We start from the raw sequence: 15352 nt of genomic DNA on the forward strand, positions 1-15352 counted from the left end.
GGGTTCGGTGCAGTACTCAGTGAAGATGTGAAGCGAAAAATACAGGGGCCGCCCTGCCGGGAATTAAGTAGCTTCCGCACAATGTGCCAGGCAGTCTTTCCGGCTGGGTACGCGCCTGTTGGCTAGTCTAATGACGCCAACCGCCGGGACCGCTGTAGAAACCCTACAATTTTGCGGCGCCGGTTGTTTCTGCCGGCCGCACCACGATGTTACTGGCCGGTAACATTTCTCCGCTACAGTATGGCTATGACTGCCAGCAATGATGCTCAGAGCACTGTTTCCACGCCGTACCAGCCCCAAGGCTCGCTGAAGGGCCGCACCATCCTGATGTCCGGCGGCAGCCGTGGAATCGGCCTGGCCATCGCCCTCCGCGCGGCGCGTGACGGCGCGAACATCGTCATGCTTGCCAAGACCGGCCAGCAGCACGCGAAGCTTGAGGGCACGGTGTTCACCGCTGCCACCCAGGTGGAGGAAGCCGGTGGCAAGGCGCTGCCCCTGGTGGGGGACGTCCGGAACGACGACGACGTTGCCGCCGCTGTTGCCGCAGCCGTTGGCACCTTCGGTGGAATCGACGTCGTTATTAACAACGCCTCCGCCATAGACCTGTCCAAAACCCCGGACATCGACATGAAGCGCTACGACCTCATGCAGGACATCAACGTCCGCGGCACCTTCCTGCTGGCCAAACTGGCTCTTCCGGCGCTGCTGGAATCCGGTGACGGGCAGATCCTGACTTTGAGTCCGCCGCTGAACCTCGACCCCAAGTGGGCAGGCAGCCACCTGGCCTACACCATGGCCAAATACGGCATGAGCCTGACCACCCTGGGCCTGGCGGAGGAGTTCAAGGGCAAGGGCATCAGCGTCAACTCGCTCTGGCCCTGCACCCTGATCGATACAGCGGCCATCCGGAATATGCCCGGCGGCAGCAGGATCGCAGAAGCCGCCCGTGGGCCCGAAATCATGGCCGACGCCGCCCACGCTGTCCTCACCGCATCCCACCGGGCTCCAGGCACCGGCCGCGAAAGCGGGAAGTTCTACACGGATGAGGAAGTGCTGGCCGCCGCCGGCGTCAGGGACTTCACCCCGTACAGCCTGGGCGCCCCCGAAGACCAGCTGGTGCCGGACATCTTCCTCTAAAGACGCTCCGGGGCCGACTAGGATTCTGTTTATGGATGACGCCCAGAACCCAGGCCCTGAACAGACTCCCGGAGGCTCCACGCCCAACCGGCCAGCCCTGGACCGTTCGGCGCTCGTCGCACCTGAATTCCTTGCGGCCACGGGCATCAGCAGCATCGACGTCGTAGAGACCACCGGGTCCACCAACGATGACCTGCTGCGGGCCGTCACCGTTGATCCGAAGTCGTGGCCGGACCTGTCAGTCCTGACGGCCGAACACCAAAGCTCAGGCCGCGGCCGCCTGGCGCGCCACTGGGAGGCGCCGCCCCGCAGTTCCATTGCCGTTTCGCTGGTGCTCCGCCCGGTGAACGCCCAAGGTCTTCCGGTGCCCACGCACAGCTATTCGTGGCTTTCCATGGTTGCCGCCCTGGCGTTGCGCGAGGCGCTGATGGAGACGGCCGGGCTGCCGGCGGAGATCAAATGGCCCAATGACGTCCTGGTCCATGGCAGGAAAATCTCCGGCATCCTTGCGCAGATGGAGCCACTCAGCGGCCCGGGAGTTCCCGCCGTGGTCCTCGGCACGGGGATCAACGTAACGCTGACGGAGCAGGAACTGCCCGTGCCCACCGCCACGTCGGTGCTGCTGGAGCAGCCGACCACCACCGACCGTACCGAACTCCTCAAGAGCTATCTTTCCCGCTTCACCGCGCTCTACCGGGCGTTCTGCAATGCCGACGGCGATCCCGCGGCGGGGCTGGCCGGTGGCCCATCCCTGCACAAGCGGCTGGAGCAGGTAATGGTCACCCTGGGCAAGCAGGTCCGGGCTCAGCTGCCCGGCGATCACGAGATCATCGGCCATGCCACCCGGCTGGACCAGTATGGGTCGCTGCTGGTGGAAGACGACGCCGGGCACGAACATGTGGTGACGGCCGGCGACGTCGTCCATGTCCGGCCGTGGTCCCGGGAGACCGGCAGCGAAAGTGGTTATGCGTAAGGACCTGCTTCCCGGCGAACAGGTCATTGTCCTTACCCGGCCACAGCCCCGCGCACTCACGGCCCCCGCCGCCGTTTTTGTCCTGACGCCGGCTCTTGCGGCCTTCGCCAGCGCCTGGATCATCAAGGGCGAGGCCGCCACGCTCCTTCCGGTGGTGGAAGGCCTGGAGTTCTGGCTGGTTGCGGCGTGCGTGGTGCTGGGTGCATGGATCTGGCTGGGCTACTGCCTGCCTCGGCTGATGCGCTGGAGCGGCACGCGGTACATCCTGACCAGCCGCCGGGCGATCGCCAGGTTCGGTACGGTCCGGCGCCGTGACCGCCAGCTTTCCCTGGCCGCTGTGCGCAACGTTCTGGTGAGCCAGTCCATCCTGCAGCGGATGTTGCGCTCGGGGAATATATCCTTGGAGTCCGGCTACGGCGGGAGCCTGGTATTTCCGGACATGCCGGAGGTGTCCCGGTTCCGGAATTTTGTCCTCGAGGCGATCGATGACCTTCCGGAAGAGGAATTCAGGGAAATAGAGCGGTTGAACGGCCCTGCCACACAGGCAGAGCCACGGAACGGGGAGAAGAGGTGGAAACGGTGAGCGATGAAGACATGAACGACGGCGGCACGAACGCCATGCCCCCGGCTCCCCACACGCTGCCCTTGCCCGTGATTCCTGAACCCGTGCCTGGACCCGCTCCTGAACCTTCGTCCGGCCCGCCAACCAGCACGCTCTCCACCGAACGCCTGGCAGCCAAGGCCCTTGAAACCCGGCTGTTGGGTGGCGAACGCAAGCTCCGCCGTCGTGAAGTTGCCGCCGGTGCCGGGCTTTCACTGCTGTCCGCACGCAAACTCTGGCGCGCCCTGGGGTTCCCCAACTACAGCGATGAGGACGTTGCCTTCACCGAACGCGACCAGTCCGCCCTGGGGACCGTTGTTGACCTGGTCCGCGGCGGGAAGCTGACGGAGGAAGCGGCCATCTCAGTCACCCGGGCCATCGGCCAGATGACCGACCGGATGGTGGTGTGGCAGATCGAAGCACTGATCGAGGACATGGTGCACGAGCAAGGCGTCACGGATGCCGTTGCCCGTAAACAGTTGGTGAACGATCTCCCTGCGTTGGTTGATGCCCTCGAGGAAATGCTCGTCTACTCCTGGCGCCGCCAGCTCAACGCCGGTGTGCAGCGACTGGCGGTCCGCGCGGAAGCCGGTCTGCAGGCCAGTGAGGAAGGCCGCGAAGGTGACGAAGATGACGCACCGCTGCCGTTGGCGCGGGCCGTTGGCTTCGCGGACCTCGTTTCCTACACCAGCCTGTCCCGGCGGATGAACGAGAAAACACTGGCCCGGCTGGTGCAGCGGTTCGAAAACAAGTGCGCCGAAATCATTTCGGTGGGCGGCGGCCGGCTGGTGAAGACAGTTGGCGACGAAGTCCTTTATATCGCCGAGACCCCGGCTGCCGGTGCCGAGATTTCACTGGCACTGGCCCAGGCCTTCACGGAGGACGAGATCCTGCCCGAGGCCCGGGTGGCCATGGTGTGGGGACGCATCCTGTCCCGCCTGGGCGATATCTATGGCCCCACCGTCAACCTGGCGGCAAGGCTCACATCCCTGGCGAACCCCGGCACGGTCCTGGTGGATTCCATGACGGCGGCGGCACTGGAAAATGACGAACGGTTCGTCCTGATGCCGCAGCCGGCGGAGGACGTCCGCGGGTTCGGCGAGATCCACCCGGTGCTGCTCTCCCGCGGCCAAGGTAAGGGCCTGATCCTGGACTAGGGCGTCCCGGACGTCTATCATCCGGCCCGGGTGGAGGTTTATCCATTCGATGGGGATGCGATAGGATCGGCCCCGTCCGGGCGCCTTGTGTGGAGGACTGCCCATCGCGGACTTTACGCGGGTCCGTTAGGCTAACGCGGGAACACTGAGCCCGCATCTTACGGGTATTTGGTCAGGCTGTCCTTCGGCGGCTGCAATTTTGAGGAATTCGTAACGCTGTGACAACTCTGCTGGGGAAGCTTGGGCTGAAAAAGCGCCACAACAAACTCGTCTCGGGTACCGCTTTCGGCGTGGCCGCAGGTTTCCTTGTGGCCGGTGCCGTGCTGTACCCGGGTTTCAAGACCACCGAGGTGGAGCTGAACGACGGCGGTGTATGGGTTGTCTCCAAGTCCCGCAATGCCGTGGGGCGGCTGAATTACCCCTCCCGCGTCCTTGACGGCGCCGTCACCCCGGCCTCCACGTCCTTCGACGTGCTGCAGAACGGCCTGGACGTTTTTGTTGATGACGGCGCCGGGTCCACTCTGAACCAGGTCTCCGCCGCCAACCTCCGCCTCGGCGGGGACAAGCAGCTGCCGGGCTCTTCCGACGTCAGCTTCGGAACGAAGGTTATTTCCGTCACGGACCCGGCTTCCGGCAAGGTCTGGGCGGTTTCCCCCTCCACGGTCAACGGCTTCGATGAGGAAGTCTCCGAACCGGTCCTGGATGCTTCCGAGGGCGTGGTGTCAGTGGTAGGCGACGATGACCGCGTGTACTCGGCGGACCCCGAAACCGGTGAGGTGACCATCACTGAGGTGGACGCAGAGGGAGCGGCCGTCTCTTCGGATTCCTCAACGTGGAACGGACTCAAGGGTTCCGGCGACCTCCAGCTGGCGGTAGTAGGGGACAAGCCCGTAGTCCTGGACGCCGCCCGCGGCAAGCTGTTCCTCCCGGGCGGGCGTGAACTGGCCCTTGCCGACGCCGGTGAGGCTTTGCTCCAGCAGTCCGGCCCGGCCGCGGATTCGGTGGCGTTGTCCACCAAGAAGGCGCTGCTGATGCAGCCGCTGGATGGGTCAACGGCCAAGACCGTCACCTTTGACGGCGAAGGCATCCCGGCTGCTCCCGTGCAGCTGGGCGGCTGCGTCCACGCGGCCTGGTCCGGTGCCAACAAGTACGTCCGTGAGTGCCAGGATGACTCGCAGGACAAAAACGTTGACGTTCCCAAGGCCAGTGCATCGCCGTCGTACGTTTTCCGGGTGAACCGGGACCTGGTGGTCCTCAACGACGTCAACTCCGGCAACGTGTGGCTGGTCAACCAGAACATGCAGCTGGTCAACAACTGGGAAGACGTCATCCCGCCGCAAAACGAATCGGACGAGCAGGACCAGGAATCTGCCGACAACAACACCATCAACGTCCTTCCGGACCGCACCAAGCCCAACCGGCCGCCGGAAACCAAGCCTGACAGCGTGGGCGTCCGGCCCGGCCGCACCACTGTGCTGAGCGTCCTGGACAATGACTCCGACCCCGACGGCGACGTCCTCACCGCGTCGGTGCCGAACAACGGGCCCACCAGCGGCCAGCTTCAGAACATTTACGGCGGCACGGCCTTCCAGGTGAAAGTCCCCGCTGACGCCAAGCCAGGGACTGAGACCTTCAGCTACACCGCCGACGACGGCCGCGGACTCAGCGCCACCGGCCAGGTCACGTTGAACGTTGTTGGCCCGGACGAGAACCACGCCCCGGTCTTCAAACGGGGCGGCAACCCCACCACCATGCTGGTGGAGCAGGGCAAGACCGTCAGCCAGAACATCCTCACCGACTGGATGGACCCTGACGGTGACGATCTGGTGCTGCTTGACGCCAAAGCCGACAACGAGCAGGACCAGGTCAAGGTGCGCCGCGATGGCCTGCTGACCTACCAGGATTCCGGCGCCACCGCAGGCAAGAAGAACGTCACAGTCACCATCTGGGACGGCCGTGAAACAGTGACGGGCACGGTTGTGGTGAACGTCCAGCCGCCCGGGGCGCTGGCTCCCGTGGTGAACGCTGACCACGTGACGGCGGTAGCCGGCCAGGACCTGGTCATCTCGCCGCTGAAAAACGACGTCGATCCGAACGGCGGTGCGCTGCGCCTTGCCCAGGTGGAGGCCAGCGGACCCGCCGAGATCGGTCCCATCACCGACGGTGGGACGTTTACGTTCAAGAGCGGCACGACCGGGCCCATCTACCTGACGTACATCGCCAGTAACGGGCCGCAAAGTTCCCAGGGCCTGATCCGCGTGGACGTTAAATCCGGCGAGGACAGCGGCGACCCTGTGGCGGTCCACGACGTCGCCCTGATGCCGGTGGGCGGCAGCGTTCTGCTGGATCCGCTGGCCAACGACTCCGATCCCGCCGGAGGGGTGCTGGTGCTGCAGTCCGTGAAGGTCCCGGAAGACTCCAGCGCGTCCATCAGCGTTATTGACCACAGCGTCATCCGGATCACCGATCTGGGCGCCACGGCTGAGCCGTTCCTGTTTGAGTACACCATGTCCAACGGTAGTAAGTCGGCCACGGGAAGTGTCACAGTGGTCCCCGTACCGGCGCCAGCCATTGTGGAAGCACCGCAGCCCAAGCCGGATGAGGTCAACGTCCGCGTGGGTGACGTCGTCACCATCCCGGTCCTCGAGAACGACACCCACCCGCAGGGCCAGGAACTCACCGTGGACCCCGTGCTGCCCCAGGGCATCGATGAGGTGGATGGCAAGGTGTTCGTTTCAGAGAACACGATCCGGTTCATTGCCGGACCCCTGCCCAAGACCGTCCGCGCCATCTACAACGCCGTTGACCCACAGGGCCAGAAGAGCGCGGCCGCTGTGACCATCCACATCCTGCCGCTGGAAGGCGCCGAAAACTCCCGGCCGCAGCCAAAGAACCTGACAGCCCGCGTGGTGGCCAGCGGCACCGTCCGGATTCCCGTGCCGCTTGACGGCATTGATCCCGACGGCGACTCCGTGCAGCTGACCGGCATCGACAGCACGCCGGCGATGGGCACTGCCACCGTTGGCAGCAACTTCATCGACTTCACCGCAGCCGGCGATGGCTCCGGCACGGACACATTCCGGTACAAGGTGGTGGACCGTCAGGGCGCCACCAACACGGGCACCGTCACCGTTGGCGTGGCCCCCCGCGGCGACGTCAACCAGAACCCCACCCCTGTGGACGACGAGGTCAAGGTACGCCCCGGCCGCCAGATTGCCGTGGACGCCAGCGGCAATGACACGGATCCCGACGGCGACCCCATCCGGATCCTGACGGACGGCATCACCGCCGATCCGTCCCTGGAAGCAGCCGTCAGCCAGACGAGCGGCCGGATCATCCTCCGTGCTCCCGCCCAAGAGGGCACCGTCAACCTGCAGTACACGATTGCTGACGACCGTGACGCCACGGCCCAGGCGGCGATCACCGTGGTGGTGGACAGCACCGTGCCGCTGCAGGCACCGATTGCCCGCGATGACCGTGTCACGTCCGCGCAGACCCTGGGCAAGACCGCCGTCGACGTTCCGGTCCTGAAGAACGACGAAGATCCGGACGGCGTGGGTGAAAACCTCAAGATCAGCACCGAGGCGCTGACGGCCCGCCCGGGCAGCGAAGGCAACATGATCGTCGAGCTCACCGAGGGCCCGCAGCTTATCCCGTACACGGTGGAGGACGTCGACGGCCAGAAGGCCACGGCCATCATCTGGGTACCGGGCCTTGGCCAGCAGGTTCCCACGCTCGCCAAGGACGATGTCCTGGAACTGGTGTCCGGGCAGTCCATCACGGTGGATCTGAACGAATGGGTCAAGGTCCGCGATGGCCGCACGCCCCGCATCACCCAGGCTGACAGCATCAAGCTGATCGGCGGCGACGGCAGCGACCCCCTGGCCAGCCCCACGTCCCTGAAATACACGGCCGGCGCAGAATATGTGGGCCCCGGTTCCATCAGCTTCGAGGTCACTGACGGCACCGCCGTGGACGACCCCGCCGGACTGAAGTCCACCCTGAGCATCCGCACCAAGGTGCTTCCGGATCCGAACAAGAACAACCCGCCCACCCTGCTGGGGGCAAGCGTCACCGTCCCCAAGGGCGAAAGCCGCGACACGGACCTGTCCAGGCTGACGGAGGACCCGGACAAGGACGACGTCGGCAACATGAAGTACGAGCTCGCCGGCGGAAACACCGGCTCGTTCAAGGTGAGCATGGACGGCAAGGTGCTGAAGGTTTCCACCGACGCAACCACGGCCACCGGCGTTACCGGGACCGTGCAGGTCAAGGCAACTGACCCCCGCGGCCTGGAGGCAACTGCCACGTACCAGCTGGCTGTGACGGCCTCCGACCGGCCAAAGCCCGTGGCGAACGATGACGTGGAGGACAACGCAGCCGCAGGCAAGCAGTCATCCATCAACGTCCTGGCCAATGACACCAATCCGTTTCCGGAAACGGCGCTGAAGATCGTCGAGGCAACAGTGGAGACCGGGCAGGGCGGCACGGAGGTGGCCGGCGACTCTGTCCTGGTCACACCGGCCAGCGGTTTCTCCGGTTCGATGATTGTGGCCTACACAGTCCAGGACAAGACCGGCGAGGCCTCGCGCCAGGCCACCGCCAGGATCAGGCTTAACGTCAAGGACAAGCCCATGGCACCCGGCACGCCCCAGGCTCAGAGCGTGGGGGACCGGACGGCCCTGCTGACCTGGACGGCGCCGGCAGACCGCGGCTCACCCATTACGGGCTACACCGTGTATGGCGAAGCCGGATTCCAGCAGGCCTGCCCGGCCAACACCTGCACCCTGAATGGCCTGACCAACAACACCAAGTACCACTTCGAGGTCACGGCCACTAATGCCCTGGGTGAGTCGGACCGTTCACCGGCGTCTGCCGAGGTCCGCCCGGACGTCAAACCGGATACCCCGGCTGCACCTGCCGGAAAGTTCGGCGACAAGCAGGCCACGTTTACGTGGACAGCCCCGCTGAGCAAGGGCTCTCCCATCAAGTCCTACGACCTTGAGATTTCCCCGCAACCGGCGGGCCAGAACGCGCAGGTACAGAACCTGACCTCCACCAGCTATGTGTGGCAGGGCCTGCAGAACGGCGTCTCCTACAAGGTGCGCGTCCTGGCCCGGAACGATGCCAAGGACCCCTCCGAGTGGAGCCCGTACTCTGCTGCCGTCGTGCCGGCCGGACCGCCCATGACGCCCACGGCCCCGACCGCCACTTCGGCGCCCTCAGTGGGCGCGGAAAGCCAGATGAGGGTTTCGTGGACAGCGCCCAACAACAACGGCGATGCCATCTCCGCGTACACGCTGACGACTTTTCGTGGCGGTGCAGTGGTCACGTCGCAGCAGGTTGCGGCGACGTCGGCGAACGTCACGGTAGACAACTCGGAAGCGAACTACACGTTTACGGTTTCGGCCACCAACAAGGCAGGAACCAGCCAGACCAGCCCGCAGTCCTCTCCGGTCCGTGCTGCCGGAAAGCCCGGCATGGTCAACGGCGGCACTGTCCGGGAAACCGGCAACAGCGGCCAGCTTGAGGTGACGTTCACCCCGTTGACGGAGCCGCAGCGCAACGGGTCCACCCCCGGTGAGATCCAGTACACCTACACCACCAGCACCGGCGCGCGCGGCCCGATTGCCCCGGGCGGCGGAGTGATCAACGGCCTGCCCAACGGAACCAACGTGACCGTCAACATCATCGCCACGTCCACCAAGACCGGCCAGGCCGGCGATGCCAGGAACATCGGTGCCGCCAACCCGTACGGTCCGCCGAATGCCCCGAACGTCAATGGTCAGAAGTCGTCTCCGGAGGACAAGCGGGTCTACTGGACCTGGAACAACCCGGCTACCAACGGGCGGGCTCTTGACCACTATGAAGTCCGGGTCAACGGCGGCGCCTGGCAGGGTGTCGGCAAGGCCAATTCCTATGACGTGGGTACCGGAGGCTTCAACGAAACCCGCACCCTCGAGGTCCGTGCGTTCACGGTGGTGTACGGTCCGGCGGGCAGGGCGAATTCGACGTCGGGCAACCCGCCGCCACCGCCCCCGCCGCCCGTGAAGAACATGGTCAAGGTGACCTCCCAGGCCATCAACAGCTGCACCGAACCCGCCGGTGGCGGAAGTGGCTATGACCCTGGCCCGCCGAGGCGCTGCTACGGCGTCACCAGCCCGGGTGGCCCCGGCGCGCCGTACCCGTGGCTGAGCATGAACGATGCTGCCGTCGAGGTCAGCCGGTGCGGCAGCCCGTGGGGCACCAGCGGCTGGTACCAGATCACTGGTGGCCAGTACAACAGCCGCTGGGTCCGTGCCGACACTGTGTACTTCTCCTCGGGAAGGGCGCCCTGTTAGCAGGCGTTGCCCGGCAGGCACCCGCCATTCTTCGCCCGCCCGTCTGACGGGCACCACCATTCCTTAAGAAAAGGGGAACCACCCATGACAATGACAAGCGAGCAGGCCACCTGGTTTGCGGGCACCTTCGAGAAACTGGTGGCCAATGTAAGCAAGGCGGTGCTGGGCAAGGAGCACGTTGTCCGCCTGACGTTCACCGCCATGCTCGCCGAGGGCCATGTTCTCTTCGAGGATGCTCCCGGTACAGGCAAGACCTCCCTGGCGCGTGCCCTGGCGGCCACTGTCCAGGGATCCAACAACCGGATCCAGTTCACCCCCGACCTGCTGCCCTCGGACGTCACGGGCGTGACGATCTACGACCAGAAGACGCAGAAGTTCGAGTTCCACAAGGGCCCGATCTTCAACAACATCGTCCTCGCCGACGAAATCAACCGAGCGTCGCCCAAGACGCAGTCGGCGCTCCTGGAGGTCATGGAAGAGTCCCGGGTCACCGTGGACGGCGTGACGTACGAGGCCGGCCGGCCGTTTATGGTGCTGGCTACCCAGAACCCGATCGAGCAGGCCGGTACCTACCGGCTGCCCGAGGCCCAGCTGGACCGCTTCCTGATCAAGACCTCCATCGGCTATCCGGACCACGCCTCCACGGTCCAGCTGCTGGGCGGCGCCAACCTCAAGGACCGCTCCAGGGACCTGAGTGCCGTGATCACCACGCAGGCTGTGGCGGACATGGCAGACCTGGCTGCCACTGTCCACGTGGACACCGCCGTGCTGGAGTACATCTCCCGGCTGACCGAGGAAACCCGCAACGCCCCTGAAACCCGTTTGGGCGTATCTGTTCGTGGCGCCCTGGCGATGGTGCGCGCGGCCAAGGTCTGGGCGGCAGCCCAGGGCCGCAACTTCGTCCTCCCGGACGATGTGAAGGAACTGGCTCCCGTGGTTTGGACGCACCGCTTTGTGATGGACCCTGAGGCAGAGTTCTCCGGCGCCACGCCCGAAGTGATCCTTGCCCGTGTCCTGGGCGATGTTGCAGCGCCCCAGCAGCGCGCCACCACCTAACTGACGCTGCACTGTTCGCAGCATCAAGACGGCACTAACACAGCACCCTTAGCCAGCACGAACGAAGGTCCCCTCTATGTCCAGCAGCACACCGTTGACCCGGCTTGCTGAGCGCGTCAAGCAGCCGTTCAACAAAGGCGGTGCCGCGGCACGCGTCGGTGAGCAGCTGCGCAAACCCTTCGTCCGTGATGGCCGGCAGACCCGGCTCCACCCTGCGGCTGTCTGGGCCGAGGCCAGCAGTACCCTGGGCATGGTCCTCCAGCCGGCCTGGCGGCTGGTGAAGGAATACTGGCTCCGTTACGCGTGGCCGGTCCTGTCCGTGGTCAGCGTGCTGGGCTGGTCCGTGCTGGCTGCGGCGCTCCTTCTCTGGACGCTGGGCCAGTCGTTCGGCTGGCAGGAAGCCAAGGCGGCCGCCGTCGCGGCTTTTGTGCTGTTCGTTATTGCGGTCGGATTCATCCTGGGCCGGTCCTCCTACGGGGTTGTCCTGGACCTTGCCCGCACACGCGTGGCCGTGGGGGACAGCGCAGTGGGCAGCATCGCGGTGTCCAACACGTCCACCAGGCCGCTGCTTCCGGCTGCGCTGGAGCTTCCCGTGGGGTCGGCAACGGCCTTGTTCCACCTGCCACGGATGAAGCCGCAGCAGGTCCACGAGGACCTCTTCACCATTCCCACGGCCCGGCGTGCCGTCATTTCGGTAGGGCCGGTCCGCTCGGTTCGAGCCGACCCCCTGCACCTGCTGCGCCGCCAGGTGCTGTGGACCGAGCCGGAGGACCTTTACGTGCACCCGCGGACCGTTGCCCTGGCGGGTTCGGCCGCGGGATTCATCCGGGACCTTGAAGGCATGCCCACCACCGACCTCTCCAGCGCCGATGTCTCCTTCCACGCCCTGCGCGATTACGTGCCCGGCGATGACCGCCGCCACATCCACTGGAAAACGACGGCCCGGATCAACAAGCTGATGGTCCGCCAGTTTGAGGAAACCCGCCGCGCCCACCTGGCCATCTCGCTGTCCATCAACACTGACGAATACGACTCCGAGCAGGAGTTCGAGATGGGCATCTCCGTGGCGGCGTCCATCGGCCGGCAGGCCATCCGCGAGCAGCGGGACCTGGACGTTGTCACCCAGAAAGGTCCGCTGCGCTGCGAAACCGGCCGGAACCTGCTCGATGACATGACCAGGATCGTGGGGGCACCCCACCGCCGCACCGCCGTCGACCTCGCGCGCACTGTGGCTGACACCATCCCCAACGCCTCGGTGGTCTTTTTTGTGGTGGGCCGCCACGTAACACCCACCCAGCTGCGCACCGCTGCCGCCTCCGTGGCGCCTGGCGTCCGTGCACTGGCGGTCCGGGTCCACGCCGGCGCGGCCCCGTCCCGGGCCAACATTGCAGACCTCACGGTACTGACCATTGGCGACCTGGCAGACCTGGGCATCATTCTTCGAAAGGCAGCAGCATGAGCACGGCACCCGGACTTCGGCCCAGGCGCTCCGCCCGGCAAGGGAGCCAGCCCGCGCGGCCGGCTTCCCTCTCGCCCTTCACCGACGGCAGGCCTGTGTGGCACACGGTGCTGGACGCCGTCGTCCTGGTTGTCCTGCTGGGACTGGGGGTCCTTGGCTTCAGCCTGAGCTTTGGCGGGGACCCGTACTACCTGGTTTCCGGCTTCGGCGGCATCCTGCTGGGCCTGGCCATCGCCGCGGTCAGTTCGCATTTCCGGCTGGGCCTGATGATCACCACAGCCATTACGCTGGGCGCCTACCTGGTCCTGGGGACAGCACTTGCCGTCCCGGATGCAGCCATCGCCGGGGTTGTTCCCACCCTTGACTCGCTCCGGACCCTGCTGCTGGGCGTGGTGTTCTCCTGGAAGGACATGCTGACGGTAGGCGTGCCGGTGGGTACGGCCGGCGGTGTCCTGATTGTTCCGTTCCTGAGTTCCCTCATCTGTGCAGTGGTGGCCGGTGTCCTCACCTGGCGCCTGCGGACCCCGTACTGGCCGCTGCTGCCGGTCCTGGTCCTGTTCGTTACGGGCATCGCCTTTTCCACCAATGCAACCTTCCTGACGGTGGAGCGCGGAATCGGGCTGACGGTGGTGGCCATTGCGTGGGCAACATTCCGCCGCGATGAATTACGACGCCGGGACACCCGGAAGATCTCCGTCAACAGCCCCCAGGCGGACACCGCCACAGCCCGGCGCGCCAGGGTGCGCCGGCTCGGTACCGCAGCGGCAGTGGTGGCCGCCAGCGTGGGGGTCACCGCGCTGACAGCACCCCTGATCACCGCGGCGGATGACCGAAAGGTGCTCCGCAACGTCGTCGTACCGCCGTTTGATCCGAAGGATTACATCACTCCGCTGGCGAGCTTCCGGACGTTCGTCAAGGACCAGAAGGACGACACCCTGTTTGTGGTCAAGGGCCTGCCCCGGGACGGCCGTGTCAGGCTGGCCGCGCTGGATGCCTTCGACGGCACCAACTACAACATGGACCCCAACGGTTCCGGCAGCTTCAGCAAGGTGGGCGACACCGATTCGCTGAACACCCTGGCTGATGCGTCAAGCGTGGGCGGCACCAACGATTACACTCTGGACATCACGATCGCCGACTACCAGGGCTACTTCCTGCCCGGTGGCCGGCAGACCACCGGCATAAGCTTCTCCGAACCTGGTTCGCGGGCAGCGTCCGGCCTGTACTTCAACGCCGGAACGGACACCGCTGTGACCACCCAGGGCGTGGCCCAGGGGGATTCGTACAGTGTCCAGGTATCCGAACCCGTGAAGCTCGAACACGGCCAGCTGACCCAGTACAACTTCGCGAACGTGTCCTTGCCCGAGGCGTTCGAGGTTCCGCCAGTGGTGGGTTCGCAGGCCAATGACCTCTCCGTTGATGCGCCTACGGCGATTGACAGGGTGCGCCAGATCGAGGCCCATTTCCAGAAGACCGGTGCCTTCAGTAACGGCCTCATCTCCGAAGGACAGCTGCCCAGCGTGTCCGGGCACAGCGCCGCCCGCATCCGCAGCTTGCTCACCGCCAAGCAGATGCTGGGCGACGACGAGCAGTACGCCGTGGCCATGTCCCTGATGCTGCGCCACCTGGGCATCCCGTCCCGCGTGGTGATGGGCTTCTACCCGGACCCCACCAGCCCGGAAAACGGTGCCGGAGAGGTCAACATCACGGGCAAGAACGTCCATGCCTGGGTTGAAGTGGCGTTCGAACGCGTGGGCTGGGTTGCCTTTGACCCGACCCCGCCCAAGGACAACGTGCCCATCCCGCCGGATCCGGAGAACAAGTCCAAGCCCAAACCGCAGGTGCTCCAGCCGCCGCCCCCGCCGCAGGAGCCGGCGGACCTGCCGCCGGATTCCTCTCCCGATGCCCTCGATGCTGACGAGAAGAAGGACAATCCGTGGCTGTTCTGGGGTCCGCTGCTCATGGCCATTGGCATGGCCATGATTCCGCTGGTGATCCTGGCCATTCCGCTGATCCTGATTGCCCTGCTGAAATCCCGGCGGCGCAAGGCCAGGTTTGCTGACGGGCACCCCGCCCAGCGTGTGGGCGGTGGCTGGAACGAGGTGGTGAGCCTTGCCACGGACGTGGGCGCCGGACTGAACCACCGGGCCACCCGCCGTGAAAGTGCCGCCGTCCTGGCCGAGGCGTTCCCCAAGACGCAGGCCAGCACTACGCTGCTTGCCCACCGTGCGGACGCCGCGATTTTCGGTGCGGGGCAGCCCAGCGAGCAGGAGGTCAAGGAGTACTGGACCATTGTGGACTCCTCGCTGAAGGAGATGACCGGAAGCCTCGGGTTCTGGCGCCGGCAGGCCGCGAAGTTCTCGCCGAGGTCGTTGCTGGCGGACGGCCGTGCTGCCATGGCAGCGCGCCGGGCAGCCAAAGAAACCGGTGCCGGGGGTGCTTCGCGTTCAGGATTGGGCGGCGGCATCGGCCGGAAGCCCGCCGGTAAGGTTGCCACAGGCCCGTCCGCCGCCGCGCACATACAGTCGGCAGCGGATTCCGGACTCACGGCCGAACGCCTTAACGCTCCGGGGCAGTCCGAACCGGACGGCACAACCGTGCTGCGCAACAACCCGCCCCAGCAGTAGA

Annotated in this window: 8 protein-coding genes; all 8 read left to right on the forward strand. The window is 65.8% G+C overall.

Features of this window, described 5'->3' with window-relative positions; translation table 11 throughout:
• Positions 1-246: 246 nt before the first annotated feature.
• The 8 genes from ACPJW8_RS05615 to ACPJW8_RS05650 all read left to right on the forward strand — a co-directional run bounded on the left by ACPJW8_RS05615 (position 247) and on the right by ACPJW8_RS05650 (position 15351).
• Complete coding sequence (locus ACPJW8_RS05615) at positions 247-1137, forward strand: NAD(P)-dependent oxidoreductase (RefSeq protein ID WP_330186829.1); 891 nt, start codon at positions 247-249, stop codon at positions 1135-1137.
• Positions 1138-1168: 31 nt separating this feature from the next.
• A complete protein-coding gene (locus ACPJW8_RS05620; protein WP_330186830.1) occupies positions 1169-2110 on the forward strand; it encodes a biotin--[acetyl-CoA-carboxylase] ligase in 942 nt (313 codons plus the stop codon).
• The gene (locus ACPJW8_RS05625) at positions 2103-2693 is read left to right on the forward strand and encodes a PH domain-containing protein (protein WP_330186831.1); all 591 of its coding nucleotides are present in this window, start codon (positions 2103-2105) and stop codon (positions 2691-2693) included. Before ACPJW8_RS05620 ends, ACPJW8_RS05625 begins: the two co-directional genes overlap by 8 nt.
• A gap of 35 nt (positions 2694-2728) precedes the next feature.
• Positions 2729-3868, forward strand: a complete 1140-nt coding sequence (locus ACPJW8_RS05630) for an adenylate/guanylate cyclase domain-containing protein (RefSeq protein WP_330187028.1) — start codon at positions 2729-2731, stop codon at positions 3866-3868.
• Between the two features lie 218 nt (positions 3869-4086).
• Entirely contained in the window at positions 4087-10209 is a 6123-nt protein-coding gene (locus ACPJW8_RS05635; protein WP_330186832.1) for an Ig-like domain-containing protein, read from the forward strand.
• 84 nt (positions 10210-10293) lie between these two features.
• Complete coding sequence (locus ACPJW8_RS05640) at positions 10294-11265, forward strand: MoxR family ATPase (protein ID WP_330186833.1); 972 nt, start codon at positions 10294-10296, stop codon at positions 11263-11265.
• Positions 11266-11341: 76 nt separating this feature from the next.
• The gene (locus tag ACPJW8_RS05645; protein WP_330186834.1) at positions 11342-12724 is read left to right on the forward strand and encodes a DUF58 domain-containing protein; all 1383 of its coding nucleotides are present in this window, start codon (positions 11342-11344) and stop codon (positions 12722-12724) included.
• Positions 12721-15351: a transglutaminase-like domain-containing protein gene (locus ACPJW8_RS05650; protein WP_330186835.1), complete on the forward strand. Its 2631-nt coding sequence runs from the start codon at positions 12721-12723 to the stop codon at positions 15349-15351. The genes ACPJW8_RS05645 and ACPJW8_RS05650 overlap by 4 nt, the downstream gene beginning before the upstream one ends.
• Position 15352 lies beyond the last annotated feature (1 nt).

Source organism: Pseudarthrobacter sp. J47 (genome assembly GCF_049810315.1).
Lineage (GTDB): Bacteria > Actinomycetota > Actinomycetes > Actinomycetales > Micrococcaceae > Arthrobacter.